General features: G+C 67.1%; 24 protein-coding genes and 2 riboswitches. Of the genes, 8 read left to right on the plus strand and 16 right to left on the minus strand.

The genetic code is table 11. The features are described 5' to 3' along the window. Positions 1 to 21 precede the first annotated feature (21 nt). A complete protein-coding gene (locus V9K93_RS06760; protein ID WP_337302402.1) occupies positions 22 to 2,199 on the plus strand; it encodes a primosomal protein N' in 2,178 nt (725 codons plus the stop codon). 88 nt (positions 2,200 to 2,287) lie between these two features. Here V9K93_RS06760 and V9K93_RS06765 read toward each other — a convergent pair whose 3' ends face one another. Together V9K93_RS06765 and V9K93_RS06770 are read right to left on the minus strand one after the other, a co-directional pair. After that, entirely contained in the window at positions 2,288 to 2,908 is a 621-nt protein-coding gene (locus V9K93_RS06765; protein WP_337302247.1) for a glutathione S-transferase family protein, read from the minus strand. 124 nt (positions 2,909 to 3,032) lie between these two features. Next, positions 3,033 to 3,812 carry an NYN domain-containing protein gene (locus V9K93_RS06770; protein WP_046984251.1) on the minus strand — a complete coding sequence of 260 codons (780 nt, stop codon included), beginning with the start codon at positions 3,810 to 3,812 and terminating at the stop codon, positions 3,033 to 3,035. A 122-nt stretch (positions 3,813 to 3,934) separates the two neighbouring features. Here V9K93_RS06770 and V9K93_RS06775 point away from each other — a divergent pair, with 122 nt between their 5' ends. Then, positions 3,935 to 5,215, plus strand: coding sequence for an NAD(P)/FAD-dependent oxidoreductase (locus V9K93_RS06775; protein WP_046984250.1), 1,281 nt, complete (start codon positions 3,935 to 3,937; stop codon positions 5,213 to 5,215). Between the two features lie 41 nt (positions 5,216 to 5,256). On the opposite strand, the gene V9K93_RS06780 is transcribed toward V9K93_RS06775, so the two are convergent. After that, complete coding sequence (locus V9K93_RS06780) at positions 5,257 to 5,688, minus strand: nuclear transport factor 2 family protein (protein WP_046984249.1); 432 nt, start codon at positions 5,686 to 5,688, stop codon at positions 5,257 to 5,259. Between the two features lie 72 nt (positions 5,689 to 5,760). Then, complete coding sequence (locus tag V9K93_RS06785) at positions 5,761 to 6,018, minus strand: GIY-YIG nuclease family protein (RefSeq protein ID WP_295380731.1); 258 nt, start codon at positions 6,016 to 6,018, stop codon at positions 5,761 to 5,763. A gap of 40 nt (positions 6,019 to 6,058) precedes the next feature. Then, positions 6,059 to 6,148: riboswitch (glycine riboswitch) on the plus strand. A 13-nt stretch (positions 6,149 to 6,161) separates the two neighbouring features. Next, positions 6,162 to 6,265, plus strand: a riboswitch (glycine riboswitch). An 84-nt stretch (positions 6,266 to 6,349) separates the two neighbouring features. Between V9K93_RS06785 and V9K93_RS06790 the strand changes: the two genes are divergently transcribed. From V9K93_RS06790 to V9K93_RS06805, 4 genes are all read left to right on the plus strand, one after another. Continuing rightward, the gene (locus V9K93_RS06790) at positions 6,350 to 6,967 is read left to right on the plus strand and encodes a trimeric intracellular cation channel family protein (protein ID WP_005411215.1); all 618 of its coding nucleotides are present in this window, start codon (positions 6,350 to 6,352) and stop codon (positions 6,965 to 6,967) included. 284 nt (positions 6,968 to 7,251) lie between these two features. Further along, positions 7,252 to 8,418, plus strand: coding sequence for an MdtA/MuxA family multidrug efflux RND transporter periplasmic adaptor subunit (locus V9K93_RS06795; RefSeq protein WP_046984247.1), 1,167 nt, complete (start codon positions 7,252 to 7,254; stop codon positions 8,416 to 8,418). Beyond that, positions 8,415 to 11,549, plus strand: coding sequence for a multidrug efflux RND transporter permease subunit (locus V9K93_RS06800; RefSeq protein WP_337302248.1), 3,135 nt, complete (start codon positions 8,415 to 8,417; stop codon positions 11,547 to 11,549). The genes V9K93_RS06795 and V9K93_RS06800 overlap by 4 nt, the downstream gene beginning before the upstream one ends. Next, a complete protein-coding gene (locus tag V9K93_RS06805; RefSeq protein WP_337302249.1) occupies positions 11,546 to 14,650 on the plus strand; it encodes an efflux RND transporter permease subunit in 3,105 nt (1,034 codons plus the stop codon). The genes V9K93_RS06800 and V9K93_RS06805 overlap by 4 nt, the downstream gene beginning before the upstream one ends. Before the next feature lie 51 nt (positions 14,651 to 14,701). Here V9K93_RS06805 and V9K93_RS06810 read toward each other — a convergent pair whose 3' ends face one another. The 7 genes from V9K93_RS06810 to V9K93_RS06840 form a co-directional block, all read right to left on the minus strand. Then, positions 14,702 to 15,775 (minus strand): 3-deoxy-7-phosphoheptulonate synthase, encoded by a 1,074-nt coding sequence (locus V9K93_RS06810; RefSeq protein ID WP_337302250.1) that lies wholly within the window; start codon positions 15,773 to 15,775, stop codon positions 14,702 to 14,704. Between the two features lie 295 nt (positions 15,776 to 16,070). Continuing rightward, entirely contained in the window at positions 16,071 to 16,328 is a 258-nt protein-coding gene (locus V9K93_RS06815; RefSeq protein WP_046984244.1) for a hypothetical protein, read from the minus strand. Positions 16,329 to 16,440: 112 nt separating this feature from the next. Beyond that, positions 16,441 to 16,779, minus strand: coding sequence for a DUF6616 family protein (locus V9K93_RS06820; protein ID WP_046984243.1), 339 nt, complete (start codon positions 16,777 to 16,779; stop codon positions 16,441 to 16,443). A gap of 51 nt (positions 16,780 to 16,830) precedes the next feature. Continuing rightward, positions 16,831 to 17,577 (minus strand): DNA alkylation repair protein, encoded by a 747-nt coding sequence (locus V9K93_RS06825; RefSeq protein WP_136638559.1) that lies wholly within the window; start codon positions 17,575 to 17,577, stop codon positions 16,831 to 16,833. Beyond that, a complete protein-coding gene (locus V9K93_RS06830) occupies positions 17,574 to 18,074 on the minus strand; it encodes a MarR family winged helix-turn-helix transcriptional regulator (RefSeq protein ID WP_136638577.1) in 501 nt (166 codons plus the stop codon). The genes V9K93_RS06825 and V9K93_RS06830 overlap by 4 nt, the downstream gene beginning before the upstream one ends. 72 nt (positions 18,075 to 18,146) lie before the next feature. After that, complete coding sequence (locus V9K93_RS06835) at positions 18,147 to 19,445, minus strand: sensor histidine kinase (RefSeq protein WP_046984241.1); 1,299 nt, start codon at positions 19,443 to 19,445, stop codon at positions 18,147 to 18,149. A 32-nt stretch (positions 19,446 to 19,477) separates the two neighbouring features. After that, positions 19,478 to 20,185: a response regulator gene (locus V9K93_RS06840; RefSeq protein ID WP_046984240.1), complete on the minus strand. Its 708-nt coding sequence runs from the start codon at positions 20,183 to 20,185 to the stop codon at positions 19,478 to 19,480. Between the two features lie 74 nt (positions 20,186 to 20,259). Here V9K93_RS06840 and V9K93_RS06845 point away from each other — a divergent pair, with 74 nt between their 5' ends. After that, complete coding sequence (locus V9K93_RS06845) at positions 20,260 to 21,219, plus strand: retropepsin-like aspartic protease (protein ID WP_428709738.1); 960 nt, start codon at positions 20,260 to 20,262, stop codon at positions 21,217 to 21,219. Positions 21,220 to 21,246: 27 nt separating this feature from the next. On the opposite strand, the gene V9K93_RS06850 is transcribed toward V9K93_RS06845, so the two are convergent. Next, the gene (locus V9K93_RS06850) at positions 21,247 to 22,275 is read right to left on the minus strand and encodes an LLM class oxidoreductase (RefSeq protein WP_295380744.1); all 1,029 of its coding nucleotides are present in this window, start codon (positions 22,273 to 22,275) and stop codon (positions 21,247 to 21,249) included. Between the two features lie 13 nt (positions 22,276 to 22,288). Next, positions 22,289 to 22,924: a glutathione S-transferase family protein gene (locus V9K93_RS06855; RefSeq protein WP_046984238.1), complete on the minus strand. Its 636-nt coding sequence runs from the start codon at positions 22,922 to 22,924 to the stop codon at positions 22,289 to 22,291. Between the two features lie 248 nt (positions 22,925 to 23,172). Between V9K93_RS06855 and V9K93_RS06860 the strand changes: the two genes are divergently transcribed. Continuing rightward, a complete protein-coding gene (locus tag V9K93_RS06860; protein WP_046984237.1) occupies positions 23,173 to 24,060 on the plus strand; it encodes a LysR substrate-binding domain-containing protein in 888 nt (295 codons plus the stop codon). Positions 24,061 to 24,090: 30 nt separating this feature from the next. On the opposite strand, the gene V9K93_RS06865 is transcribed toward V9K93_RS06860, so the two are convergent. The 3 genes from V9K93_RS06865 to V9K93_RS06875 form a co-directional block, all read right to left on the minus strand. Beyond that, entirely contained in the window at positions 24,091 to 24,702 is a 612-nt protein-coding gene (locus V9K93_RS06865) for a DUF6445 family protein (RefSeq protein ID WP_337302251.1), read from the minus strand. A gap of 134 nt (positions 24,703 to 24,836) precedes the next feature. Beyond that, on the minus strand, positions 24,837 to 26,486 hold the full coding sequence (gene groL, locus V9K93_RS06870) for a chaperonin GroEL (protein ID WP_012512251.1): 1,650 nt from the start codon (positions 26,484 to 26,486) through the stop codon (positions 24,837 to 24,839). Positions 26,487 to 26,569: 83 nt separating this feature from the next. Continuing rightward, complete coding sequence (locus tag V9K93_RS06875) at positions 26,570 to 26,857, minus strand: co-chaperone GroES (RefSeq protein ID WP_006396661.1); 288 nt, start codon at positions 26,855 to 26,857, stop codon at positions 26,570 to 26,572. Positions 26,858 to 26,926: the final 69 nt, after the last annotated feature.

Here is a 26,926-nt window from a genome sequence, read left to right on the forward strand (position 1 = left end):
ATGGCCCGTTACACTGGCCCGATGCTTTCACCGATTCCGACCCTGCAGGTCGCCCTGCCCGTCCCCCTGCCCCGCCTGTTCGACTACCTGTCGCCGGAGGGTGAGGCTCCCGCGGTGGCGGTTGGCTGCCGCCTGAAGGTGCCATTCGGCAACCGCGAGCTGGTCGGCGTGGTGGCCGGCCACGGCCAGACCGACGACGGCCAGGGCCTGCGCCAGGCGCTGGCGTGGTGCGACCCGCAGCCGCTGCTGCAGGGCGAGCTGTGGCAGAGCCTGCAGTGGCTGTCGCGCTATACCCATGCGCCGCTGGGCGAGGTGCTTAGCACCGCCCTGCCTGGCCCGCTGCGCCATGGTGAAGCCCTGCCCGATACCCATCACTGGGGCTGGCAACTGACCGCCGAAGGACACCTGCAGCGCGGGAAGCTGCGCGCTGGCAGCCGCCCCCGGCAACTGGCCGAGCTGCTGGCCGAGGCCACAGTGGACGAAGACGTGCTGGGTGAACGCATGCAGGACTGGCGCACCGCTGCGCGCAGCCTGGCCAAGCGTGAGCTGGCCGAGCGCGTCGCCCTGAGTGTGGCCCCGCAACACGCGCAACCGCTGCCCGGCCCCACCCTCAATCCGGACCAGGCCGAGGCCGTGGCCGCGATCAACGCCACCGAGGGTTTCCAGCCGTTCCTGCTGGATGGCGTGACCGGCAGCGGCAAGACCGAGGTGTACCTGCAGGCGATCATCCATTGCCTGGCACAGGGCAAGCAGGCGCTGGTGCTGGTGCCGGAAATCGGCCTGACTCCGCAGACCCTGGCACGCTTTCGCGGCCGTCTCGGCATCGCCGTGCACGCGCTGCACTCGGGGTTGAATGACAACGAGCGCGCGCGCGTCTGGGCGGCCGCCTCTCGCGGTGAAGCTCGGGTCATCGTCGGCACCCGCTCGGCGGTGTTCACGCCATTGCCGCAAGCCGGCCTGCTGATCGTTGACGAGGAACACGACGGCAGCTACAAGCAGCAGGACGGCATCCGCTATCACGCGCGCGATTTCGCTCTGGTGCGGGCCAAGGCATTGGGCATCCCGGTGCTGCTGGGCAGCGCCACGCCGTCGCTGGAAACCCTGCACAACGCCTATGCCGGGCGCTACACCCACCTGCGCCTGAAGCAGCGTGCCGGCGACGCACGGCCACCGCGCGTGCGCATCCTGGATGTACGCAAACGGCCGCTGCATGACGGTTTGTCGGCCGACGTACTGGCCGGCATCGGCGAGCATCTCAAGCGCGGCCAGCAGGTGCTGGTATTCAAGAACCGCCGCGGTTACGCGCCGGTGCTGCTGTGCCATGACTGCGGCTGGACCGCGCCCTGCAACCGCTGCGATGCTCCGATGACCGTGCATGGTGGCGGTCGTCGCCTGCAATGCCACCACTGCGGTGCGCGGCAACCGGCACCGCTGGCCTGCCCGGCCTGCGGCAGCCTGGCGCTGCAGCCGCAGGGTATCGGCACCGAACGCCTGGAAGAGCACCTCACTGCGGCCTTCGCCGAATTCCCGGTGGTGCGCATCGACCGCGGCACCACGTCGCGACGCGACGCGCTGGAACAGCAGCTGGCGAAACTGGGCGATCAGCCCGGCATCCTGGTCGGCACGCAGATCCTGGCCAAGGGCCACGACCTGCCCAAGCTGACTCTGGTGGTGGTGGTGGGCATCGACGAAGGGCTGTTCTCGGCCGACTTCCGTGCCAGTGAAAAACTGGCACAGCAGCTGATCCAGGTCGCTGGCCGCGCCGGCCGCGCACGCGATCCCGGCGAAGTCTGGCTGCAGACCCACCATCCCGGGCATCCGTTGCTGGAAACGCTGGTGAGCGGCGGCTACCACCCGTTCGCGCAGGCCGAGTTGAACCAGCGCGAGGCGGCTGGATTCCCACCGTTCGCGCACCTGGCGTTGATGCGCGCCGAAGCCCAGCAGGTGGAGCACGCCAATGCCTTCCTGCTGGCCGCGCGGCAATTGCTGGGCGAACAGAACGCGGTCGAGGCCTACGGGCCGATGCCGGCGCCGATGCCGCGCCGCGCCGGCTACCAGCGCACCCAGCTGCTGCTGTCTGCGCTGCAGCGGCCGCCGTTGCATGGCGTGCTTTCGCACTTGGTGCCGCAGTTGTACGCGCTGCCGGAAGCACGCAAGGTGCGCTGGTCGCTGGACGTGGATCCGACGGATCTGTATTGAGGGCACGCGGACGGTAGCGCCGGGCCATGCCCGGCGGATTCTGCGCGCACCGCGTCCGCCGGGCATGGCCCGGCGCTACCGTTTCCGCTTACGTCAGCGGCGACATCACGCCGCGCTGGTACGCCGGGCGTTCGCGCAGGCGCGCGTACCAGTCGGCCAGGTGCGGCAGTTCCGGGCGCTGGATCGGCAGTTCGAACCACGCGTAGATCAGCGAGCCGAGTGGGATGTCACCCATCGCGAACGTCTCGCCCGACAGCCACGGCTGCCTGGCCAGCGTGGCGTCAGCCATCGCCAGGTAGTCACCGGCACGCACGATGGCGGCGTTGATCCGTGCTTCGTCGCGGTCCGCCTGGGCGGTGCGCATGATGCCCCAGATCAGGTCGGTGTACAGCGGCGCCATCCGCGATGTGCTCCAGTCCATCCACTTCTCGGCCTGGGCGCGTTCCATCGGGTCCTCGGCGTACAGCGTGCCCAGCGCGTAACGCGCGCTCAGGTAGCGCACGATGGCGTTCGATTCCCACAGCGGCAGGCCGTGGTCCTCGATCACCGGCACCAGGCTGTTGGGATTCATCGCCTGGTATTCCGGCGTCTGCGTGCCGCCGTGGCTGCCACCGACTTCGATGGACTCATACGGCAGGCCGATCTCCTCGGCGCACCACAGCACCTTGCGGACGTTGCTGGAATTGCGACGGCCCCAGATCTTCAACATGCGGGTTTTCCTTGCTGGCAATGCGAGCGGCAACGATACGCCTGATCGGCATGCGGATGTGCGAGTGGCATGACTCCCTCGCGCACCCGCCGGGCATGGCCCGGCGCTACCGGTTCTTCTGGCGCTACCGGTTCTTCTTCGGCAGCGCGCGCACGTAGGAGGACTTGCCGTCCTTTTTCAGCTCGAACAGGCCAATCGCGGCCAGCAGGTCGCTGAGCTTGCCGTAACCGTAGTTGCGCGGGTCGAACGAGGCCTGGTTGCCGATCTGGCTGCCGACCGGGCCCAGGTGCGACCAGCCATCCTCGCCCTCGGCCGAGGACACCGCGCGTCGCAGCATCTTCACCAGACGCGTATCGCTGCGCATTTCCGCGCCGCTCTTGCGCGGACGCGCATCGTCGTTGGCCACCGGCTCGTTCGGTGCCTGTTCGTTCGATGACTGTTCCGCATCCTGCACGCTGGCATGAGTCTGCCCCAACGCCTCCAGATAGGTGAACTTCGAGCAGGCGTTGACGAACGGCTCCGGCGTCTTCTTTTCGCCGAAGCCATAGACCTTCACGCCATCGGTCAGCAGGCGCATCACCATCGGGGTGAAATCGGCATCGCTGGACACGATGGCGAAGCCATCCAGATTGCGCGCGTACAGCAGGTCCATGGCATCGATCACCATCGCCATGTCCGAAGCATTCTTGCCCTTGCTGTAGGCGAACTGCTGGATCGGACGGATCGCGTACTCGTGCAGCACCGCCTCCCATCCCTTCAACCGTGGGCTCTTCCAGTTGCCATAGGCACGGCGAACGTTGGCCACGCCGTAGCGGGCGACTTCGGCCAGGACCTCGTCGATTTTCGATGCCGGCGCATTGTCGGCGTCGATCAACAGGGCGATGCGCTTTTCCGGTTCGCTCATGGATTCCTCGCGGGCGGTTGCCTGAACCCGAGTATCGCCGATCCGCGCGGGCGCTGACGTGACAACCGCCTGCCGTGCGAAGATGCCAAGCGCTTCCCCCATGCCCCCACTGGAGTGAGTCGATGAGTCGCGAGCGCGTTCCCCACCTGGTTGTTGTCGGCGGCGGTTTTGCCGGTCTCTGGGCCACCCGTGCCCTGGCCCGCGAGCGCATACGCATCACCCTGGTCGACCGCCGCAACCACCATCTGTTCCAGCCGCTGCTGTACCAGGTGGCCACCGCCGGCCTGTCCGCGCCGGATATCGCCGCACCGCTGCGCCACATCCTCGGCCACCAGCGCAATGTGGAAGTCCGTCTCGGCGAAGTGGTCACCATCGACAAGCAGGCCCGACAGATCCGCATGGCCGATGGCAGCACGCTGGACTACGACACCCTGCTGCTGGCCACAGGCGCCACCCACGCCTACTTCGGCAACGACCAGTGGGCCGATGATGCCCCCGGCCTGAAGACCCTGGACGATGCCATCGCGCTGCGCCGCAAGCTGTTGCTGGCGTTCGAACGTGCCGAGGCCGAACCGGACCCGGCGAAGAAGGCGGCGTGGCTGAGCTTCGCCGTGGTCGGCGGTGGCCCCACCGGTGTTGAACTGGCAGGCACCCTGGCAGAGATCGCACGGCATACGCTGCGCAACGAGTTCCGCCATATCGATCCGGCCAGCGCCAAGGTGCGGCTGGTCGAAGCTGGCCCACGCGTGTTGTCTTCGTTCCCGGAAGTGCTTTCGCTGAAGGCACGCCGACAACTGGAGAAACTGGGCGTGGAAGTGCTGACCGGCACCCCGGTGAGCGACATCGACAGCCAGGGCTTCAAGCTCGGCGATCAATTCGTGCCGGCACGCACGGTGGTATGGGCCGCCGGTGTGGCTGCTTCACCGCTGGCGCGTACACTGGACGTGCCGCTGGACCGCGCCGGCCGCGTGCAGGTGCAACCCGACCTGACACTGCCTGGCCATCCGGAGCTGTTCGTGGCCGGCGATCTGGCCGTGCTGAACCAGGCCAACGGCAAGCCGGTACCCGGCGTTGCGCCCGCCGCCAAGCAGATGGGCAAGTACGTGGCCGAGGTGCTCCGCGCGCGCCTGCACGACAAGCCGGCGCCAGGTCCCTTCAAGTACGCCGACTTCGGCAACCTCGCCACCATCGGCCGCATGGCTGCAATCGTGCACTTGGGCAGGCTGCAGCTCTCGGGCATCCTCGCCTGGTGGTTCTGGCTGGCCGCGCACGTGTTCTTCCTGATCGGTTTCCGCAACCGCATCGTGGTGCTGCTGAACTGGGCCGTGGCGTACTGGAGCTACCAGCGCAGCGCGCGCATCATCTTCGGTGATGACCAGGAAGACCGGCGGCCGAGGCGCTAGGGCCGCACGCATGTTCCTGTAGAGCCGAGCCCATGCTCGGCTCACGGCGCCTTCGGCTTCGGGTACCACAGCGCGTTGACGATCACCCAGCGCTGCTCGAAGCGGCCCATGTGGAAGTAGTCGACGAACCACGGGGTTTCCAGCCGCACCGATGCGGCGTTGCCGGTCACGTCCAGCACCGTGCAGCGGCGATCCCATTGATCTTTCGGGGTCTTCAACGCGCCCTGCTTCGTCAACGCAACCAGCTCTTCCTTCGACATCCGGCGCAGGCCCAGGCGTTCGTCCGGTGTATCACCGAGCACCGCACGTTTGGCCAGGTCCGGATGCAGGGAACGGGCGACGCGCTGCGGGTCGGCCTCCAGCTGGCCATCCACGTAGTCATGGCAGGTGGCTTCGATGGCTGCGATCGTGGCGGCGTCGGCGGCAGGGCTTGCTGCTGCGGAAAGTGCGAACAACAGGGCAACGGTGGACATCCGGGTCTCCAGCGCTGAAGGCTGGGCGATCATGGCATGGCCGGATGCGCCCCATCCACGCATGGCGTGGATCTACTGCAACAGCCAGGCCAGTTTGCGTTCGCGCGGCTGCCGCTTGAGCTCCCATTCGGCACGTGAGGCCGCTGCTCGGTCCGGGTACTCGCGCACCGCCAGGACCCGCAGTGGTGGCCGCGACCGGGTGTAACGCGCGCCCTTTCCGGCCTGGTGGGCAGCGAAACGCGCGTCCACGTCGGTGCTGATGCCGGCGTAGTAGCTGCCATCGCGGCATTCGAGCAGGTACAGGAACCACGGGCGGAGGGACGGTGCCATGCCCGGATTATGCCGTGCTGCACTGCAGCGGATATACTGGCGCCCGAATGCAGGAGAGAGGCGCCGCGCTGGCGCCCGCCGAAGGCGCAGGCTCCCATGATCGCTCAGGCCGGTGGGCTGGAATCCCACCAACCATGCATTCGACTCGCCGAGCTGGAGAGAGGTCACCGGGCACGCCCGGGACGATCCGCCGAAGGGGCACGCGGCCCATGCCGCTGAACTCTCAGGCAAAAGGACAGCGGGAGCGGCACCGGTCATCGTCATCCCGTCATTGCGCAGGCAATGGCGATAGTGGCGCATGGCCGGCCCCACCGCGCCCGGAGCCTGTCCCATGCTGTTGTCCATCATCTACCTGATCGCTATTTCCGCCGAAGCCATGACCGGCGCGCTGTCCGCCGGCCGCCGCCGCATGGACCTGTTCGGTGTGGTCATGATCGCCTGCGTCACCGCCCTCGGCGGCGGATCACTGCGCGACATCCTGCTCGGCCACTATCCGCTGGGCTGGGTGAAGCATCCCGAGTACCTGGGCTTCACCGTGTGTGCGGCGCTGATCGCCACCTGGGTCGCACGCTGGATGCACCACTTCCGCCGCACCTTCCTGGTGCTCGATGGCCTGGGCCTGATCGCCTTCACCCTGATCGGCTGCTCGATCGCACGTGAGGCCGGCCATGCCATGCCGATCGTGCTGATTGCCGGCATGCTGACAGGCGCCTTCGGCGGCGTGCTGCGCGACATCCTCTGCAACGAGGTGCCGCTGATCTTCCAGAAAGAGCTGTACGCGATCATCGCGCTGCTGACCGGCGCGGCCTACCTGTTGCTGCTGCACTGGGGCGTGGCCGACGCTACCGCGATCCTGTGCTGCCTGGGCGGCGGCTTCGCGCTGCGCCTGCTGGCGATCCACTACCGCTGGGAAATGCCGAAGTTCGTCTATCACGACGAAGTGCATTGATTGCTTGATGGTAGTGCCGGCCGCTGACCGGAAACACGGCGCACGCCCGCAGATTCCAGCCGGTTGCAGGCCAGCGGCCGGCACTACCGATTGCGTTGCATGACGTTGGTCATGCGGCATTGGCCAGGGTGATTGGCTACCATTGTCGCCCCGTCGCTGCCGCGACGGCATCCAGCCACGCCGCGCCCGCGGCCCCGCCAGACACTCCCTCCCCGCTGCCCGTGGTGCCGTGAACGCACCGACGGGCCCGCATGTCCCTGCGCGCGCAGGGCGCAGGATGCCCCATGTCTGTCGCCGAAAACTCCCGCTTCCGTCGTGCCCGCCCGTTGCTGATCATGCTGGGCGTTGCCCTTGCCGGCGGCCTGCTGTGGGGGTTCTGGCCACGCACGGAGGCCGGTGCCGGCGACGATGCACCCGGCAAGACGGTACCCGTGCGCATCGCCCGCGCCAGCGCCGAGCCGCTGGTACTGCGCCTGAAGGCGGTCGGTACGGTCACGCCGCTGCACAGCGTGGTGGTACGCAGCCGTGTGGATGGCGAACTGCTGCGACTGCATTTCCAGGAAGGCCAGCAGGTGAAGGCCGGCGATCTGCTGGCGCAGATCGACCCGCGCCCGTATGAAGTGAAGCTGGCGCAGGCCAAGGGCACCCAGCAACAGAACCTGGCCGAGCTGGAGAACGCCGAGCGCCAGCTGCAGCGCTACCGCGAACTGCAGAAGCAGAACTACGTGTCCGGGCAGGAACTGAGCGACCAGCAGAGCAAGGTGCGCCAGCTGCAGGGCCGCCGCCTCAGCGATCAGGCGTCTGTTGACGAGGCGCGCCTGCAGCTGCAGTACACCCGCATCACCGCACCGGTCAGTGGCCGCGTCGGGCTGCGCCGGTTGGACGTGGGCAACCTGGTACGCGCCAGCGATGCCGAAGGCCTGGTGACGCTGGCACAGACCGCACCGATCAGCGTTCTGTTCACCGTGCCCGAACCCGAGCTGCCGGCGCTGCTCGATGCCGTGCAGGTGCAACCGGCGCTGGCAGTGGAAACCTGGGACCGCGAAGAAGGCCGGCAGCTTGCCAGTGGCGCGCTGTCCAGTGTCGACAACCGCATCGATACCGCCACTGGCACGCTGAAACTGCGTGCGCACTTCGACAACCACGATCTGGCGCTGTTCCCCAACCAGTTCGTCAACGTCCGCCTGCAACTGGGCGAGCAGCGCGCGCTGCTGATTCCCGATGCCGCCGTGCAGTTCGGCAGCCAGGGCAACTACGTGCATATCGTCGACAAGGACAACAAGGCACAGCGCCGCAACGTGGTGCTCGGTCCGGCCGACGATGGACGCGTGGCCGTGCGCTCCGGACTGGTGGCCGGCGACCAGGTGGTGATCGAAGGCATCGACGGGCTGGAAGACGGCACGGCGGTGGAGATCATCACCGAGGAGGCCGCGATCAAGGCCGGCGCATGAATCTCTCGCGCCCGTTCATCCTGCGCCCGGTCGCAACGACTCTCCTGATGGTGGCGTTGCTGCTGTCCGGTGTACTGGCCTACCGCCTGCTGCCGGTGGCCGCACTGCCGCAGGTCGACTATCCGATCATCCAGATCACAACGCTGTATCCGGGGGCCAGCCCGGAACTGACCACACGCACCATCACCGCGCCGCTGGAACGCCAGCTCGGGCAGATTCCCGGTCTGAAACAACTGTCGTCGACCAGTTCCGGCGGCGCCTCGGTCATTACCCTGCAGTTCGGGCTGGAGGTGTCGCTGGGCGTGGCCGAGCAGGACGTGCAGGCCGCCATCAACGCGGCAGGCAGCTTCCTTCCCGGAGACCTGCCGGTACCGCCGGTGTACCGCAAGGTCAACCCGGCCGACACACCGATCCTGACATTGGCGGTGACCTCGCAGGGACTGTCGCTGCCGCAGGTGCACGATCTGGTCGATACGCGCATTGCCCAGCGTCTGGCGCAGCTGCCCGGCGTCGGGCTGGTCAGCCTGGCCGGCGGCCAGCGCCCTGCAGTGCGCATCCAGGTCAATCCAGCGGCACTGGCCGCCAACGGCCTGGGCATGGACCACATCCGTACCGCGATTGCTGCGGCCAACGTCAACCTGCCCAAGGGCAGCTTCGATGGCCCGATCCGAGCGGTGATGCTCGACGCCAACGATCAGATGCGCAGCGTGGCCGAATACCGCGCGCTGGTACTGGCCTGGCGTGACGGCGCGCCACTACGGCTGGGCGATGTGGCCACCATCAGCGATGGCGCTGAGAACCGACAGCTGGCCGCCTGGAGCGGCACTACGCCGGCAGTTCTGGTGAACATCCAGCGCCAGCCCGGTGCCAACGTGATCGCCGTGGTCGAGCAGGTGCGAGCATTGCTGCCGCAGCTGCAGACCACGCTGCCGGCCGGCGTGCAGATGGACGTGCTGAGTGACCGCACCGAATCGATCCGCGCGTCGGTGCGCGGCGTGCAGAAGGAACTGGTGCTGGCCATCGCGCTGGTGGTGCTGGTCACCTGGGTGTTCCTGCGCAATCTGCCGGCCACACTGATTCCCAGCGTTGCAGTGCCGCTGTCGCTGGTCGGCACCTTCTCGGTGATGCTGCTGGCCGGCTATTCGCTCAACAACCTCACGCTGATGGCACTGACCATCGCCACCGGCTTCGTGGTGGACGACGCCATCGTGATGCTGGAGAACATCGCCCGCCATCTGGAGGACGGCGAAAGCCCCCGCGAGGCGGCGCTCAGGGGTGCAGCGGAAATCGGCTTCACTCTGGTCTCCTTGACGGTCTCGCTGATCGCGGTACTGATCCCGCTGCTGTTCATGGCCGACCTGGTGGGCGCGCTGTTCCATGAGTTCGCGGTGACGCTGGCGGTAGCCATCGGCATCTCGCTGCTGGTCTCGCTGACGCTGACGCCGATGCTGTGCGCGCGCTTCCTGAAGCCGCATGCGAAGGGGTCAGAGCCCCACGGGGATCTGACCCCGGTCCAGGGGTCGGATCCAGCCAGGGCTCCGACCCCAAAACAAGATGTCTTCGACCGCGTCATCACCCTTTACGACCGCCAGCTGCGCTGGGTGCTGCAGCGCCAGCCGCTGATGCTGCTGGCCACGGTGGCGACGCTGGCACTGACCGTAGCGCTGTACTTCGCCGTGCCCAAGGGTTTCTTCCCGGTGCAGGATGCCGGCCTGGTGCAAGGCATCAGCGAGGCACCACAGGCTATCTCGTTCCAGGCCATGCGCGAGCGCCAGCAGGCGCTGGCGGCGGCCATCGAAGCCGACGAGGCAGTGGCCAGCGTCTCGTCCTACATCGGCGTGGACGGCAACAACGCCACGCTCAACACCGGCCGCCTGCTGATCGAACTGAAACCGCATGGCGACCGCGACGGTGCCGCCGTCGTGATGGAACGGCTGCAGCAGCGCGTGGCGAAGATTCCCGGCATCACCCTGTACCTGCAACCGGTGCAGGAACTGGGCATCGAAGACCGCATCAGCCGCAACCAGTACCAGTTCACCCTGACCACGCCGGATCTGGAAGCGCTGGAAAGCTGGACACCGAAGCTTCTGCAGGCCTTGCGCCAGTCGCCGGCGCTGCGTGATGTGTCCAGCGATCTGCAGATGCAGGGGCGGCAGGCGCGCGTGGCGATCGACCGCGATGCGGCGGCGCGCCTGGGCGTAAGCGTGGAAGCGGTAGCCGATGCCCTGTACGACGCCTATGGGCAGCGCCAGATTTCAACCATCTTCACCCAGGCCAGCCAATACCGGGTGGTGCTGGAAGCCGATCCGTCGCGCCAGCCGGGACCGGAAGCCATCACCGGCCTGCGCGTGCGCAACAGCGCCGGGCAGACCGTGCCGCTGGGTTCGGTAGCGCGTGTAGAGGTGGGTCCGTCCGCGCTGCTGCGCAATCACGTGGGCCAGTTCCCGGCGGCTACGCTTTCGTTCAATCTTGCCCCGGGCGCTTCGCTGGGCGAAGCGGTGGATGCCGTGCTCGCCGCGCGCGCGCAGGTGAATCTGCCGCAGAGCATCGAACTTCGCCTGCAGGGCGCGGCGGCCGCCTTCAGCAGCTCGCTATCGTCCACGTTGTGGCTGATCCTGGCGGCCGTGGTAGTGATGTACATCGTGCTGGGCGTGCTCTACGAGAGCTTCATCCATCCCATCACCATCCTGTCCACCCTGCCCTCGGCCACCGTGGGTGCATTGGCCGCACTGTGGCTGAGCGGACGCAGCCTGGATCTGATCGCGGTGATCGGCATCGTGCTGCTGATCGGGCTGGTGAAGAAGAACGCGATCATGATGATCGACTTCGCGCTGGACGCGCAGCGCACACGCGGCATGTCACCACGCGAGGCGATCCATCAGGCCGCGCTGCTGCGCTTCCGGCCGATCCTGATGACCACGCTGGCCGCACTGTTCGGCGCGGTACCGCTGATGCTGGCCAGCGGTTCCGGCGCCGAGCTGCGGCAGCCACTGGGCTGGGTGATGGTGGGCGGACTGCTGGTCAGCCAGGTATTGACGCTGTTCACCACGCCGGTGATCTACCTGGCCTTCGACCGCCTGCAGCGTGGCCGTGCAGCGGCCCCGACGGGCGCTGACGAGGCACGCGCGTGACCCCCATCGCGCGCCTGGCGCAGGCCTGCGTGCAGCGCCCGGTAGCAACGATCCTGCTGGCGGTGGCACTGGTGCTGGCCGGCCTGCTGGCGCTGCGGCTGTTGCCGGTGGCGCCGCTGCCACAGGTGGACTACCCAGCCATTGAAGTCAGTGCCAGCCTGCCCGGCGCCTCGCCCGAATCGATGGCCGCCACCGTGGCCACGCCGTTGGAGCGTGCGCTGGGCAGCCTGCCCGGCATCTCGCGCATCGATTCGGCCAGCACCCAGGGCCAGACCCAGATCGAACTGAAGTTCGTGCTCGGCCGTGATATCGATGAGGCCGCACGTGAAGTGCAGGCCGCGATCAACCTCGCTCGCGGCCAGCTGCCCAGTGGCATGCCGGGCATGCCGCAGTACCGCAAGGTGAATCCTTCGCAGGCACCGATCCTGGCACTGGCACTGACTTCGGACACGCGCTCGCCAGGCCAGCTGTATGACCTGGCCTCCACCGTGCTGGCGCAGAAGCTGTCGCAGGTACCAGGCGTGGGCGAAGTGCAGGTGGGCGGCAGTGCCTTGCCGGCAGTGCGTGTGTCGCTGGATCCGAACGCACTGAACCACGCCGGGCTGGCGCTGGAAGACGTAGCCCAGGTCATCGCCCGCGCCAATGCGGTGCGCCCGTTGGGTGCGGTGGGGGATGCGCACCAGCAGTGGCAGCTGGAAGCGCCGCTGCAACTGCGCCAGGCCGCGCAGTATCGCGAGTTGGCTCTGAAGGTGAGCGACGACCGCACGCTGCGGCTGGGCGATGTAGCCGCCGTTGCCGATGGCGTGGAGGACCGCTATGCCAGCGGCTTCCACAACGAACGCCCGGCCGTGCTGCTGATCGTCAGCCGCCAACCCGGCGCCAACATCATCGCTACCGTCGATGCCATCCAGGCGCAGCTGCCCCAGCTGCATGCACTGCTGCCCTCCGGCGTGGACATGCGGCTGGTGATGGACCGCTCGCCGGTAATCCGCGCCACCCTGCATGAGGCAGAGGTCACCCTGGTGCTGGCGATCGTATTGGTGGTGCTGGTGGTGCTGGCCTTCCTCGGCCACTGGCGTGCTGCACTGGTGCCCAGCGTGGCGATCCCGGTGGTGCTGTTCGGTACGCTGGCGCTGATCGCGCTGATGGGCTTCTCGCTCAACACGCTCTCGCTGATGGCGTTGATTGTCGCGGCGGTGCTGGTGGTGGACGATGCCATCGTGGTGCTGGAGAACATCGCCCGCCATCGCGAACTCGGCGCGGACCGCTGGCAGGCGGCGGTGCGTGGCGCATCGGAAGTCGGTGCCACGCTGCTGTCGATGAACGTTGCACTGGCCGTGGTGTTCGTCGCCATCCTGTTCCTGGATGACTTCGTCGAACGCCTGTTCCGCGAATTCTCGCTGACCCTGGTGGCGGCAATGACGGTCTCCGTGCTGGTCGCGCTGAGCCTGGTTCCGATGCTGTGTGCACGATTGTTCGTGGATGCCGCGCAGCAACCCTCGCGTTGGCAGCGCGGCAGCAATGCACTGTTCGAGCGCGTGCGCGGCGCTTACCTGCGCACGCTGCAGGCCAGCCTGCGCCGGCTGCGCTGGCCGTTGCTGGCCTTCGTTGCAGTCATCGCGCTCAACACGTGGCTGTTCCAGCAGGTGCCCAAGGGCATCGTGCCCAAGCAGGACACCGCGCAGCTGCGCGGCTTCGCCCGTGGCGATGACGGCCTGTCCTTCCAGGCCATGCAACCGAAGATCGATGCGTACAGGAAGCTGTTGCTGTCCGACCCGGCCATTGAGGACATCATCGGCTACATCGGTGGCAGCAACGGGGTCAACAACGCCTTCATCATGATCAAGATGAAGCCTCTGGCCGAGCGAAAGGTCTCCAGCCAGGAGGTGATTGACCGCCTGCGCGCGCGGCTGCCCAAGCTGCCCGGCGGCAATCTCTATCTGTGGGTGGACCAGGACATCCGCCTGGAGGGCGCAGGCAGCAGTGGCAAGTACGAGTTCCAGCTGCTGTCGGCCGATACAGCACCGCTGCGCGAATGGGCGCCGAAGGTGGCTGCCGCGCTGCGTGGCCTGCCCGAACTGGTGGACGTGGAAGCACAGGGCGAAGCAGGCATGCGCCAGGTGATGCTGGACATCGACCGCGAAGCAGCCGCGCGCCACGGCGTGGACCTGCGCACGGTGGCCAACATGCTCAACAACTCCTTCAGCCAGCGCCAGGTCGCCACGCTGTACGACAGCCTCAACCAGTACCGCGTGGTGATGGAGCTGGACCCGAAGCACACCCAGGACCCGGGCACGCTGCCACGCCTGCAGGTGATCGATGGCAACGGCCAGCGCATTCCGCTGTCGAGCATCGCCAGCTGGCGCTATGGCATGGCACCGGACCGGGTGTACCACAGTGAGCAGTTCGCCTCGATCTGGATCGAGTTCGCGCTGGCACCGGGGGTGGGCCTGGAACAGGCCACGCAGGCAATCGATGGTGCGATGTCGAAACTGATGCTGCCACGTTCTGTACAGGGAAAACTGTCCGGCGAAGCCGGCGGCCTGGAGCAGCTGCGCTCCCGCCAGCTGTGGCTGGTGCTGGGCGCCACGCTGGCGGTCTACCTGGTGCTGGGCATCCTCTACGAGAGTTTCCTGCAGCCGCTGGTGATCCTGTCCACCTTGCCCTCGGCCGGCATCGGCGCACTGCTGGCGCTGTGGCTGTTCGGCAACGAACTGAACCTGATCGCGCTGCTCGGTCTGTTCCTGCTGGTCGGTGTGGTGATGAAGAACACCATCCTGCTGGTGGACTTCGCGCTGGCCGGCGAGCGGCGTGGCCTGACTGCACGGGACGCGGTGATGGAAGCAGCGCGATTGCGCCTGCGGCCGATCCTGATGACCTCGCTGGCGGCGCTGCTGGGCACGCTGCCGCTGATGCTGGCCAACGGCGAAGGCTGGGAACTCCGGCAACCGCTGGGAATCGCCATTGTGGGCGGGTTGCTGGTCAGCCAGTGGCTGACGCTGTACACCACCCCGGCGATGTACCTGGCGCTGTCGCTCATGCGCAGCGCCAGGCGCATCGCCGGTGCAGATGGGCCGGCCTCCAACTCCGACCGGCCCTGATCGCGGCCGCACCCCCGCAGGCGCTGGCCGCCATCCACACACGTGCCGCACTCAGGCGGCTTCGGACACCTTTACGTCGCGACGGGCGCGCACGGCCGCAGCCAGTCGCTCCAGCACCGTCACGGTGGTGTCCCAATCGATGCACCCATCGGTGATGCTCTGCCCGTAGACCAGCGACTGGCCTTCCACCAGCTCCTGGCGGCCACCGACCAGATGGCTCTCGATCATCACGCCAACGATGCGCTGTTCACCGTCTTCCAGCTGAACGGCGATGTCGTCGATCACCTTCGGCTGGTTCTCCGGGTTCTTCAGGCTGTTGGCGTGGCTGGCATCGATCATCAAACGCGTCGGCAGCTTGGACTTGGCCAGCACCTGGCAGGCCTCGGCAACGCTGCCCGCGTCGTAGTTCGGCTGCTTGCCACCGCGCAGGATCACATGGCAATCCGGGTTGCCCGTGGTCGACACGATGGCCGTGCCGCCCTGCTTGGTGACCGACAGGAAGTGATGCGGATTGGATGCCGCACCCACTGCGTCAGCGGCGATCTTCACGTTGCCATCGGTGCCGTTCTTGAAGCCGACCGGGCACGACAGCCCCGAAGCCAGCTCGCGGTGTACCTGGCTCTCGGTGGTACGCGCACCGATCGCGCCCCATGCCACCAGGTCGGCGATGTACTGCGGCGAGATCACGTCGAGGAACTCGACACCGGCCGGAAGGCCCAGCTTGTTGATGTCGCGCAGCAGGCCGCGGGCGATGCGCAGGCCCTTGTCGATCTTGAAGCTGCCGTCCAGGTCCGGGTCGTTGATCAGGCCCTTCCAGCCCACCGTGGTGCGCGGCTTCTCGAAGTACACGCGCATGACGATTTCCAGTTCGCCGGCCAGTGCGTCGCGCAGCGGCTTCAGGCGCTGGGCGTACTCAATGGCAGCGTTCGGGTCGTGGATCGAGCACGGGCCCACCACCACCGCCAAGCGGTCGTCACGGCCGTGCAGGATCTGGTGCAGGGCCGCGCGCGAGGCGCTGACGGTGTCGGAAGCTTCATCGTCACAGGGCAGCATCGCCAGCAGCTGGGCAGGCGGTGTCAGCGGTTCGATGGTGCGGATACGCAGGTCGTCGGTGTGCGGGGGCATTGCGGGAGATCTCCGGAACGTTGGGGGTCCCCAGCGTGGCGGCATGAAAAAAGCCGCCAGGTTCGCTGGCGGCTTTCGGGAATGCGTCTGAAGCTTTCTTCAGGGTGAGCGCAGTCCTTCCTCCGCCAGTGGCTTCGGAAAGTAATACCAGTAAAAGCTGGTGGGGGCTGCGTTCATGGGTTGTATTGATAGCACAGCTTTTGCGCAGTGCAAAATGTTTCATCCGCAACTGGGAACGCGGTTCAGCGATGGGCCCGTCTGGGACGACTACGCGGCGGCACGCATGCGAAGTCGCTCATCTGCCATGCACTTCCACGTCCAGCAGCAGGCCTTCATGGATGTCCGCCCAGCGCTCCAGCACGCGGTCCAGCTCCTGCCTGGCTTCGTCCAGCTGCTCGGGGTTGAGCAGGGAGCGCGCGGTGTAAAGATCGGAGACCAGCTGCCGCAGGGTCGCTTCCGGAATGGCCACCGACGGCCCCTCCTGCCCCGGCACCTGCAGCGCCGGGCTGGCACCAAGAGGGCCGAACAACGTGACCTGGAGCTTGCTCTGCATGATCAACTTCCCTGCGGACGGACATGGGCAATGCACTGTTTACCGTGTCTCGGTGACAGGCGCATGTGCCATCCATGCCGTGGGCTGGGCCATGCGAGCGCTCTTCACGTCGTTACAGCGCAGCCAGATCAGCCAAGTGCTGGGCCATGCCGTCCACCGCGCCTACCGCATGGGTGGTGGTGAAGTAGTCGTGCCAGCCGGTGGCGGCGATGCCCGCCACCAGCGCGTCGGCCTCCTCGCGGCTGGCGCAGCGCCAGACCGCGTAGAACTGCTCACCACTGCCGCGCGGTACGCCCGTGGCAATGCGGCCCATCGCCAGCGGCATGATGCGGGCCGGATCGAACTGCTGCATACCGGCGCCGATGAGGGCGAAGAAGGCCGCGCGTTGTTCGGGAGGCAGCGTGGTCCAGGCGGGGGTGGCGCTGTAGAGCTCGATGAGCGTGTGCGGCATGGTGGTCTTCCCTGAGGTGGTCGATTGGCGTCCGCCGGGCATGGCCCGGCGCTACCGGGATTGCAGCGAGCGCAGTGCGCGCTTGCGGATGTAGGCATTGGCAGCGCTGTCGCGTTCGCGCTGCCAGCGCGTGCAGAGATCAAGCAGCCACTGCGGCTGCGTCCTGCCAGCATCGTTGAGCCAGTTGCCAACCGAATCCTGCACATAGCGCTCGGGATCGTCGGCGAGTGCTTCCAGCACCGGCAACGCAAGTTCCGGACGCTGCTTGAACAGCGCGATATGCGTGGCCCAGACGCCGCGCGGGCGCAGCGCCTCGCAGGCGAAGCGACGCAGGTACGGCGATGCGTCATGCGTCCACGGCTGCAGGTACTCAAGTGCCTGCATCGGCGCAGCAACGATGTCGGCACGCAATGCCAGCCACGCCCATTCGCGCACGCCGAAGTGCGGGTCATCGGCCAGCGGTCGCATCGCCTGCAGCTTCGTTGCCAGCGGTGTAGAGGCATCGCTGCCGATCAGATAGCAGGCCCAGCCGCGCACGGTGTCAGAGCTGTGAGCCTGCCAGAGCGCAGGCGTGCCCTGCCCCGCCCCGCGCAGCAGCTGTGCGGCCAAACCCATGCGTCGGGTGATGCCCTTTCCCGCAGCGTCGCGCATGCGTTGCAGCGCATCCGGTCCAAGTGCGGGGGCTACCACCTGCAGCAGCGCAGCGAAGTCCACTGCAAGGCACTCGGCCAGATGGGTCGTCGCGACGCTGCCACGGTTGAGCGCACGCAGGCGCTCTGCGGCGATGGCACCGCTCATGCCGCAGTCTCACGCCCGGCGTCGGTGTGCTGCCAGACCTTGTGCAGCAGCTGCGAAAGCTGCTGCTGTTCGCCAGCTTCGAGCCCATTGAACAGGCCACCGATCCACTGCGTGTGCTGGTCGAACAATGACTCGGCCAGACGCGCGCCCTTTGCGGTCAGCACGATCTGCAGGCGGCGGCCATCCTCGGCATCGCTGCGACGCTGCAGCAGGCCTTCGCGCTGCAGGCCATCGAGCAGGCCGCTGATGGTGGCGCGGGTGACGCCTGCGCGCTCGGCAAGTTCATGCGGCGGCAGCGTGCCACCTGCACCGTGCAGCAGGAACAGCACGATGAAGCGCCCCTCGCTGAGACCCTGTGGCGCCAGACGTGTGGCGCAGTCGCGATCGATCGACGATGACAGCGACAGCAGCTGTAAGCACAGGTGCAGCTGCGCGACGTTGGCATGGCCTCGTCGCTGTGCCTCGTCCAGCAGGGCATGGTGCTTGGCTTCGAGCATCGTCGATACCCACATGATTAGGCGCCTAATCATAAACCAGAAAGATGACGTTCAGTCAATCGACATGCGATGTCAGGAGGCCGATCCCAGCACCAGGCGTGCGATCAATCCCCCTCCGTCACGTTGCAGCAGCTGCAGTTCACCCGCATGCCGCCGTGCCACGTTGGCGGCGACGGCCAGACCGAGGCCGGTCCCACCGGTGGCACGACTGCGCGAGCTTTCGCTGCGCTGGAAGGGTTGCAGCAGGCGCACGCGATCGGCCTCGGCGATGCCCGGTCCGCGATCCATCACGTCCAGCTGCACGCGATTGCCTGCCATGGCAACCCGCAGGTGCACGGCACCGGCATAACGAGCGGCGTTGTCGATGAGGTTGTCGATGGCCCGCCGCAGCAGGAGCGCATCCCCCTGCCACGGCAGCACGTCCGGTCCCTCTGCAGAAATATCGACACCGCGCAGCAAGGCGCTCTGCACGCATTCCTCCAGCAACGCGGCCACGTCCAGTGCTCGCAACTCCAGCGGTTGCAGCTCCCCGCGTGCGTAATCGAGCACCTGCTCGATCATCGTGTCCATGCGCTCGATGTCGGCCACCATCCGCGCTGCCTGTGGCGGCGGTGCAAACTCCGCACGCAGGCGCAGGCCGGTCAGCGGCGTGCGCAGGTCGTGCGCCACGGCCGCCAGCATGCGGGTCATGTCCTGCGCCTGGTCGCGCAGGCGCTCACGACCGCTGCTGATCGCTGCGGCCAGCACCTGCACCTCGCGTGGGCCATCGTCCGGCAGCGGCGTCCCGTCCTGCAGATCAACCCGCGCGCTGGCTTCGGCCAAGCGGCGCAGGGGCCGCCCGATGCGGAGCGACGCCCAGGCCGCCAGCGGCGCCAGCAGCAGCGTGCCGGCCAACAGTGCAAGCAGAACCTGACCGCGCCAGGCCGCCAGATCACTGTGATCGCTGCCGACCACCTGCCAGCGATCATCGGCCCGGCGCACACCCAGCTCGAACGGCGGCCACTGCATGGCGGTCAGCAGGGCCGCCTGTGACGTCAGCACTCCGGCACGCCCTGAAGCATCCAGCACCGTACCGCCCTCGATGACCTGCACATCGGGGGCCTTGCCCTGCCCGGCCCAGACCAGGCGCACGTGATCCACCGGTACACCCAGCTGCAAGGCGGCCAGCTCGGTCAGCCAGTCGCTGCTGCGGCCTTCCGGTGCCGAACTGACGACCGATAGATGCAGCCCCAGCGGCGGCGCCGCACGTTCCCCCCGCAGCACCTGCAGAGCCTGATCCAGGCGCATCGGCGGCGGCGCCGGTCGTGGCATCCAGCCCACCACCGCCACGCTGACCAGGGTGGCCAGCAGCAGGCTGGTGAGAGCCAGCATTGCGATCCAGCGCGCAGTGGACCAACGGGCACTCACAGCACCTGGACCTCGGCATTGAAGCGATAGCCTTCGCCGCGCAATGTCTGTACCAGGGCTTCAGCGCCGGGCGCGGCCTGCCCCAGCTTCCGACGCAGGCGGCTGATTGCCAGGTCGATGGCACGATCCACGCTGTCGCTCGGCTCGCCGCGGCTCAGCTGCAGCAGCTGCTCGCGCGCCAGCACCCGCCCGGGACGTTCGGCCAGCACCAGCAGCAGAGAGAACTCACCGCGGCTCAGTACCAGCTCCGCTCCATCCGGCGCGATCAGGCGGCGTTGTTCGGGCAGCAGCCGCCAGCCGGCGAAGCGCAGCTCACTCGCCACCTGGGTGCGCAGCTTGTCCTGCCGGCGCAGCAGCGCACGCACCCTTGCCAGCAGCTCACGCGGGTCGAACGGCTTGGCCAGGTAATCATCCGCGCCCATTTCCAGACCGATCACCCGGTCCGGGGCACTGCCCATCGCCGACAGCATCAGGATCGGGATGGCCCGTGCCTGCAGCCGGCGGCAGACCGACAGGCCATCCTCGCCGGGCATCATCCAGTCGAGGATGATCACATCCGGTCGTTCGGCCTGCAGCAGCATATCCAACGCCATGGCACCGGCCGCCACGCGCACCTGGTAGCCATGCAGCAGCAGGCAGTCGGCGATGGCATCTCGGATGCTGGCGTCGTCATCGACGACGATGACCCGGGCGGGAGCGTTCATGTGCTCAGTATCAGCCAGCTGTGTATCAGGACGGTATCAACGCCGATATTCCCGCGATACGCCCGTGCCCGCCAATGGTCTCTCCACCCTCACTGCTGAGACATCCCGTGCGCCTCACCTTGCTTCCCCTGCTTGCTGCCTCGCTGCCTGCGCTGGCGGCCGATGCTCCCGAACACGTACTGCCGATGTGGATGCAGGGGGGTCATCCAGCCGTGGCTGTCTCGCTGGACGGGCGCGCCGAACCACTGCGTTTCGTGGTCGACAGTGCGGCCGGTGCAACCCTGGTGGATGACCGTGTGGCCCGGCGCTATCGCCTGGAAGACACCGATGCGGCGGTTTCACATGCCCAGGGTGCCAGCGCAAAGGCAGCCGCGCTGCGGAGGATGCGCACCACCTCTTGGCGGCTGGGCAGCTGGCAGCTGCAGGCGAGCGGCACGCAGGCCGACCTGTCCTCGTTGGCGAAGGACGATGAAGCGGCCATTGATGGCCTGGTCGGCAACGACCTGACCGGGCGCTGGGACACGCGCTGGGACTTCGGCCGTGGCGAGCTTGCCTTGTGGGCGCCGGGGCGTCTCGCGCTGGATGGAAACGGCTGCCAGGCCAATGCCCTGCCCGATCGCAGTGCCGGGCTGCGCCAGTTCGGCTTCATCACGCTGGCACTGGGCGAGACCGGTGTGGAGGCCGTCGCCGTGGTCGATACCGGCGCGGCGCAGACCGTGCTCAATGCCGAAGCCGCCCGTGCGCTGGGCGTGCGCACCGATGGCAGCGACATCCGCGTGCGGGTACGTGAGAAGGGCACCGAGGGCCTGGGCGGCGGGAAGCAGGCCACCTGGCTGTACACCCTGCCGAGCATGACCAGCGCTGGCTGGCGGCATCCACCGATGGAAGTCCGGATCAGCGAACTGCCCGTGTTCAAGGCGATCGGCCTCGAGACGCGACCCGCGCTGATTCTCGGCGCCGACGCCATGCAGGGTGGGCAGGTGGACATCAGCACCGGGGCGTCGCGCATCTGCCTGCGCCGGCCGGCCAGCTGAGCGCCGGCCGACGCCATTCCTACTGCGCTACCAGTCCATCACCCGCGGCGTCGGCCCCGGGTGCGACGGGAACAATGGCAGCACCTCTTCGGCCAGTTCCTGCAGCACCTCATCTGCGGGCCGCTCGGCGAACTGGATGCCCAGCGCGGCATGATTGACGCCTGCCTGCTGCCAGGCCTGCAGCAGCTCTATCAGGCCCTTGCGGCCGGTGCGCAGGGTATAGCCCCCTTGCAGCGGCGTGCGTGGATGATCCGGGTCGTCCACCAGGTCGATCCATTCGTTGGTCATGTGCGGGCGGAAGCCACCATCCGGGATCAGCGCGCGCCAGGCGCCGATCTTCGTGGCCAGCCGCTGCGGACCAGCGTTGTCATGAGTGGCCTCTGGGTAGGTCAGCCAGCCATCGGCATGCTGGCCGATCCACTCCAGCGGCTGGCGTGCGCCACCGGTGACAACCAGCGGAACGCGGCCGTTGACCGTGGGCGGCAGCAACTGCAGGCCCTGTTCGGCCCAGGCATGCGTCATCCGCCCGTCCGCGCCCGGCTGCAGCCAACGCCGCATCTCACCCATCGCGCTGGCGAAGCGCTCACCTCGCGCCGCGTGCTCCAGCCCGTAGGCGGGAAACTCCAGCGGACGATCACCGGAGGCAACGCCCATCACCAGGCGCCCACCGGACAGCTGATCGACAGACGCCGCCGCCTTCGCCAGATCGATCGGATGGCGCAGTGGCAACACCACGCTGCCGGTGGCCAGAGCTACGCGCTGCGTGCGCGCCGCCAGCCACGCAAGGTAGGTGAATGGATCGAACAATTGGCCCGCATCGCCGAACATCGGGTCGTACAGCGGCACATCACGCACCCACACCGCGGCAAAGCCGTGGCGGTCGATGTCCTCCACCAGCCGCGCCTGGCCCTGCAGCACGGCCATGTCGCCCTGATAGAAGCGCAATGGCAGGTAGATGCCCAGGGTCAGTGCATCGGGGCGGAACATGCGCTGGTAGCCTGGGTGCGTGGCAAAGACCGGGGCTGACGCGCCCGGCATCACGATGGAGTCGTTCATGAGCGTTGCCTCCTTACGGGCCAGTGGCCGGTTCGGGCAACTGCACGCCGCGCTGTACCGCAGGGCGTGCGGCAACGCGCGCGTACCACGCGCTCAGATGGCGATGCTGCGAGAAATCGATATCGATGATGTGGGCGATATGCAGCCAACCGAAGTGGGCGATGTCGGCGATCGAGTACTGATCACCGGCCAGCCACTCGCGCCCGTGCAGGCGCTGGTCGAGCACGGCGAACAGATCGTCGCTCAACCTGCGATAGCGTTCGATTGCGGCCATGTCGGGCTGTTGTGCGAAGTGCTCGAAGTGCACGCGCTGGCCGAGGATCGGGCCGACGCTGGCGGCATGGAACATCAGCCAGGTCAGTGTCTGCCAGCGTGCAGACGGCTCGGAAGGCAACAACGCGTTGCCCTGCTCGGCCAGGTACATCAGGATCGCCGCGGATTCGAAAATGACGATGCCACGCGCGCGATCCTCCAGCACCGGTATGCGGCCATGCGGATTGAGCTGCAGGAAATCGGGATGTCGGTGCTCGCCCGCGTCGATGCGGACGTGATGCAGGCGATACGGCAGGCCCAGTTCTTCCAGCGCGATGGTGGCCTTGAAGCCATTGGGCGAGCTGTCGGTGTACAGGTGCAGCGAAGGTTCGTTCATGGGGTTCCTGGACGGCAGGGAGCGACGGCACGCGCCAGCCTTCGATGCACGAGGGCCGACGATGCGGAAACAGGCGCTGCAGCAGCCGTGCAGGCAGTCTAGGAAAGGCCGCCGTGGCGGGGAAACGATGTCTTCTGCACGGGGAGTTGAGCCTGGCTCAACTTGCGCGACGGGTGCGCGACAGCCTGCGCCGCGGTCGATATGCTGTCGCCGCGCGGTGGATGCCGGCGAAGCAACGGGAGAACGGAATGGGGGCGGTTTTGCCGCTGCTGGGCCTGCGGGCCTTTGTTGAAACCGGCCGCCACGGCAGCCTGACCGCTGCCGCCGAAGCGATGGGTGTCACGCCCGGCGCGATCAGCCAGCAGCTGCGGCAGCTGCAGGAACGCCTGGGCGTGAACCTGTTCGATCGCACCCGTCATGGCGTGGTGCTCAGCGCGGCGGGCGCGCGCGTGTACCCGGAACTGCTGCTGGCTTTCGAGCAGATCGCACAGAGCCTGCAGGCACTCGAACGCTGGGAAACGCGGCGCACGCTGCGTATCAGCGCCGCACCCAGTTTCGCCGCGCAATGGCTGGCGCCACGCCTGGGTGAATTCAGCGCACTGCAACCGCAGGTGGACGTGCAGCTCGATGCCAGCCCGGCGCTGGCCGACCTGCGCCGCGATGGTGTGGACATCGCGATCCGCCACGGGCTGGGGCGCTACCCCGGACTGCATGCCGAGCATCTGCTGGCGCCGGTGCTGCTGCCAGTGGCCAGCCCTGCGCTGCTGGCCAGCGCGCCCGCCGTGGGCACCGTGCAGGATTGCCTGCAGCTGCCGCTGCTGCAGGATGCCGATCGCAGCGACTGGCGGCTGTGGTTCCAGGCACAGGGCCTGGCGGCCGATGAGCGGCTGGAGCGCGGCCCTGCTTTCGATGACGACCTGTTGCTGATCCGTGCGGCGGTGGCCGGGCAGGGCATCGCGCTGGTACGCGACATCCATGCGGCCGAAGAACTGGCCAACGGGCGCCTGCAGGTGGTGATCGACCAGCCATGGCCGCAGGCCTTCGCCTACTACGCAGTGACGCGCGCCGATGCAGATGGCAATCCGGCGCTGCCTGCCTTCCTGGCGTGGTTGCGCGCAGCGCTGCAGGGCCAGTAGATCCACGCCATGCGTGGATGATTCCCCCGCTTACCGCGCCTGCTCGAAGAACATCAGGTACACCAGCCGGCCGTTCTCCGGCCGGTCGCCGAACGCCGGCCCGGCGGTGTGCCAGAACCAGGGCCGCAGCAGCACCAGCCGGTTGAAGCGCATCGGAATGCGCATCGTCATCTCCCACTGGCTGTCGTCGATGCTGTCGCGCTCGATGATGTCGCGATGCATGTCGCCGCCATTGGCATAGCCCAATGCAGCCAGCTCGCTGGCATCCAGGGCCATCCGTTCGGTGTTGGTGCGGCGGTGACGGAAGAACTCGGTGCCGCCCTCGCAATGCTCCGGCGCGCTCAGGTAGAGGATGCCGGACCAGTGAGAGTGGTCTGTGTGCACTTTCGCGCGGCCGACATCCCCGGCCAGGGTCAGACGGAACTTGCCGTGCGACTGCAGTGGGTTGACCGGTCGCAATGGTTCATTGACCAGCCGCGACGCAGCTCCGGACAGGCCGTCCAGCTCCAGCCGCTCCAAGGAGTTGCGGCCGGGGAATGCGCCTTCCTGTGCCGGATAGGTCAGGCCCAGCGCCGCGTGGCGCAGGCCGTGCGCATCGGCGGGAGAAAGGAAGTCGTCAACGACGATGAACGAGGTAGGCATGGACGCCGAGCGTAGCGATGCGTTGACGCGGCGGCAACCGGGCAACGAAAAACCCCGCCTTGCGGCGGGGTCTTTCACAGCAGCAGAGAAGCGTGCCGGCCCAAGGCCGGCCGCTTCCGGTGCAGCACAGGACCTTAGAAGTCCATGCCGCCCATGCCACCCATGCCGCCCATGCCACCGGCGCCACCCATGGCCGGCTCGTCCTTCTTCGGAGCTTCGGCAACCATGGCTTCGGTGGTGATCATCAGGCCAGCGATCGAGGCTGCGTTCTGCAGCGCCGAACGGGTCACCTTGGTCGGGTCCAGGATGCCGAACTGCAGCATGTCACCGAACTCGCCGGTGGCGGCGTTGTAGCCGAAGCTGCCGGTGCCTTCCTTGACCTTGTTGACGATGACCGACGGCTCTTCGCCGGCGTTGGCAACGATCTCGCGCAGCGGGGCTTCCATCGCGCGCAGGGCGATCTGGATGCCGTGGTTCTGGTCTTCGTTGGCACCCTTCAGGCCAGCCAGCGCGGAGACCGCACGGACCAGGGCAACGCCGCCGCCCGGGACCACGCCTTCTTCAACGGCTGCACGGGTGGCGTGCAGGGCGTCGTCGACGCGATCCTTCTTTTCCTTCATTTCGATTTCGGTCGAGGCACCGACCTTGATCACGGCAACGCCACCGGCCAGCTTGGCCACGCGTTCCTGCAGCTTCTCGCGGTCGTAATCCGAGGAGGTGTCCTGGATCTGGGTCTTGATCTGCGCAACGCGCGAATCGACCGCAGCCTTGTCACCCACGCCATCGATGATGGTGGTGTTTTCCTTGGAAACCTGCACCTTCTTGGCGCGGCCCAGGTCCTTGATGGTGGCCTTTTCCAGCGACAGGCCCACTTCTTCGGAGATCACGGTGCCGCCGGTCAGCACGGCCATGTCTTCCAGCATCGCCTTGCGACGGTCGCCGAAGCCCGGAGCCTTGACGGCCACGACCTTGACGATGCCACGGATGGTGTTGACCACCAGGGTCGCCAGCGCTTCGCCTTCGACTTCTTCTGCGACGATCAGCAGCGGCTTACCGGCCTTGGCGACGCCTTCCAGCACCGGCAGCAGGTCACGCACGTTGGAGATCTTCTTGTCGTGCAGCAGGATGAACGGGTCATCCAGGTCAGCGGTCTGCGACTGCTGGTTGTTGATGAAGTACGGGGACAGGTAGCCGCGGTCGAACTGCATGCCCTTGACCACGTCCAGCTCGTTGTCCAGGCCCGAGCCTTCTTCAACGGTGATCACGCCTTCCTTGCCGACTTCCTTCATCGCGTCAGCAATGATCTGGCCGATCGACTCGTCCGAGTTGGCCGAGATGGTGCCGACCTGGGCGATCGCCTTGTCGTCGGCGGTCGGCTTGGAGATGCTCTTCAGCTCGTTGACGGCGGCCACGACGGCCTTGTCGATACCGCGCTTGAGGTCCATCGGGTTCATGCCGGCGGCAACAGCCTTGGCACCTTCGCGGATCAGGGCCTGGGCCAGCACGGTGGCGGTGGTGGTGCCGTCGCCAGCGTCGTCGTTGGTGCGGGAAGCAACTTCCTTCACCATCTGCGCGCCCATGTTCTCGAACTTGTCAGCCAGTTCGATTTCCTTGGCGACGGAGACGCCGTCCTTGGTGATGGTCGGAGCGCCGAAGCTCTTTTCCAGCACGACGTTGCGGCCCTTCGGGCCCAGGGTGGCCTTGACGGCATTGGCGAGAACGTTGACGCCGCGCACCATGCGCGAACGGGCGTCTTCACCGAAACGAATATCCTTGGCAGCCATTGCAGTTACCTCTTTGGTAGCGCCGGGCGATGCCCGGCGGCTGGGAATTGGAGATCAGGGGATGAAGCAGGTCGCGCCGAAGCTCAGCCGATGACGGCGAGCACGTCGTCTTCGCGCAGGACCTTGTACTCGACGCCTTCGCTCTTGTACGAGCTGCCGGCGTACTGGCCGTAGATGACCTTGTCACCGACCTTCAGCGACGGAGCGCGCACGCTGCCGTTGTCCAGCGGCTTGCCCGGGCCCACGGCCACGACTTCACCCTTGGTGGACTTTTCCTTGGCCGAATCCGGGATCACGATGCCACCGGCGGAGATTTCGTCGGCTTCGATCGGCTTGACCACAACGCGGTCGTGCAGCGGCTTGATGCTCATGAGAGACCTCTTAAGTTATTGATTGGTCTGAAAAAGTCTGGCGATGTTAGCACTCACCCAAGGTGACTG

The sequence above is a fragment of the Stenotrophomonas sp. CCNWLW162 genome (assembly GCF_037203745.1).
GTDB classification, from domain to species: Bacteria; Pseudomonadota; Gammaproteobacteria; order Xanthomonadales; family Xanthomonadaceae; genus Stenotrophomonas; species Stenotrophomonas maltophilia_AQ.

Excerpts from the sequence above, each read along its gene's own strand:
- V9K93_RS06770 (WP_046984251.1), bottom strand. The coding sequence starts at position 3,812 with ATGAGCGAACCGGAAAAGCGCATCGCCCTGTTGATCGACGCCGACAAT.
- V9K93_RS06780 (WP_046984249.1), bottom strand. The coding sequence starts at position 5,688 with ATGTCCACCGTTGCCCTGTTGTTCGCACTTTCCGCAGCAGCAAGCCCT.
- V9K93_RS06810 (WP_337302250.1), bottom strand. The coding sequence starts at position 15,775 with ATGCCCCCGCACACCGACGACCTGCGTATCCGCACCATCGAACCGCTG.
- V9K93_RS06765 (WP_337302247.1), bottom strand. The coding sequence starts at position 2,908 with ATGTTGAAGATCTGGGGCCGTCGCAATTCCAGCAACGTCCGCAAGGTG.
- V9K93_RS06850 (WP_295380744.1), bottom strand. The coding sequence starts at position 22,275 with ATGAACGACTCCATCGTGATGCCGGGCGCGTCAGCCCCGGTCTTTGCC.
- V9K93_RS06820 (WP_046984243.1), bottom strand. The coding sequence starts at position 16,779 with ATGCCGCACACGCTCATCGAGCTCTACAGCGCCACCCCCGCCTGGACC.
- groL (WP_012512251.1), bottom strand. The coding sequence starts at position 26,486 with ATGGCTGCCAAGGATATTCGTTTCGGTGAAGACGCCCGTTCGCGCATG.
- V9K93_RS06840 (WP_046984240.1), bottom strand. The coding sequence starts at position 20,185 with ATGAACGCTCCCGCCCGGGTCATCGTCGTCGATGACGACGCCAGCATC.
- V9K93_RS06835 (WP_046984241.1), bottom strand. The coding sequence starts at position 19,445 with ATGCTGGCTCTCACCAGCCTGCTGCTGGCCACCCTGGTCAGCGTGGCG.
- V9K93_RS06760 (WP_337302402.1), top strand. The coding sequence starts at position 22 with ATGCTTTCACCGATTCCGACCCTGCAGGTCGCCCTGCCCGTCCCCCTG.
- V9K93_RS06790 (WP_005411215.1), top strand. The coding sequence starts at position 6,350 with ATGCTGTTGTCCATCATCTACCTGATCGCTATTTCCGCCGAAGCCATG.
- V9K93_RS06855 (WP_046984238.1), bottom strand. The coding sequence starts at position 22,924 with ATGAACGAACCTTCGCTGCACCTGTACACCGACAGCTCGCCCAATGGC.
- V9K93_RS06875 (WP_006396661.1), bottom strand. The coding sequence starts at position 26,857 with ATGAGCATCAAGCCGCTGCACGACCGCGTTGTGGTCAAGCCGATCGAA.
- V9K93_RS06845 (WP_428709738.1), top strand. The coding sequence starts at position 20,260 with ATGGTCTCTCCACCCTCACTGCTGAGACATCCCGTGCGCCTCACCTTG.
- V9K93_RS06830 (WP_136638577.1), bottom strand. The coding sequence starts at position 18,074 with ATGCTCGAAGCCAAGCACCATGCCCTGCTGGACGAGGCACAGCGACGA.
- V9K93_RS06785 (WP_295380731.1), bottom strand. The coding sequence starts at position 6,018 with ATGGCACCGTCCCTCCGCCCGTGGTTCCTGTACCTGCTCGAATGCCGC.
- V9K93_RS06800 (WP_337302248.1), top strand. The coding sequence starts at position 8,415 with ATGAATCTCTCGCGCCCGTTCATCCTGCGCCCGGTCGCAACGACTCTC.
- V9K93_RS06795 (WP_046984247.1), top strand. The coding sequence starts at position 7,252 with ATGTCTGTCGCCGAAAACTCCCGCTTCCGTCGTGCCCGCCCGTTGCTG.
- V9K93_RS06825 (WP_136638559.1), bottom strand. The coding sequence starts at position 17,577 with ATGAGCGGTGCCATCGCCGCAGAGCGCCTGCGTGCGCTCAACCGTGGC.
- V9K93_RS06775 (WP_046984250.1), top strand. The coding sequence starts at position 3,935 with ATGAGTCGCGAGCGCGTTCCCCACCTGGTTGTTGTCGGCGGCGGTTTT.
- V9K93_RS06860 (WP_046984237.1), top strand. The coding sequence starts at position 23,173 with ATGGGGGCGGTTTTGCCGCTGCTGGGCCTGCGGGCCTTTGTTGAAACC.
- V9K93_RS06815 (WP_046984244.1), bottom strand. The coding sequence starts at position 16,328 with ATGCAGAGCAAGCTCCAGGTCACGTTGTTCGGCCCTCTTGGTGCCAGC.
- V9K93_RS06865 (WP_337302251.1), bottom strand. The coding sequence starts at position 24,702 with ATGCCTACCTCGTTCATCGTCGTTGACGACTTCCTTTCTCCCGCCGAT.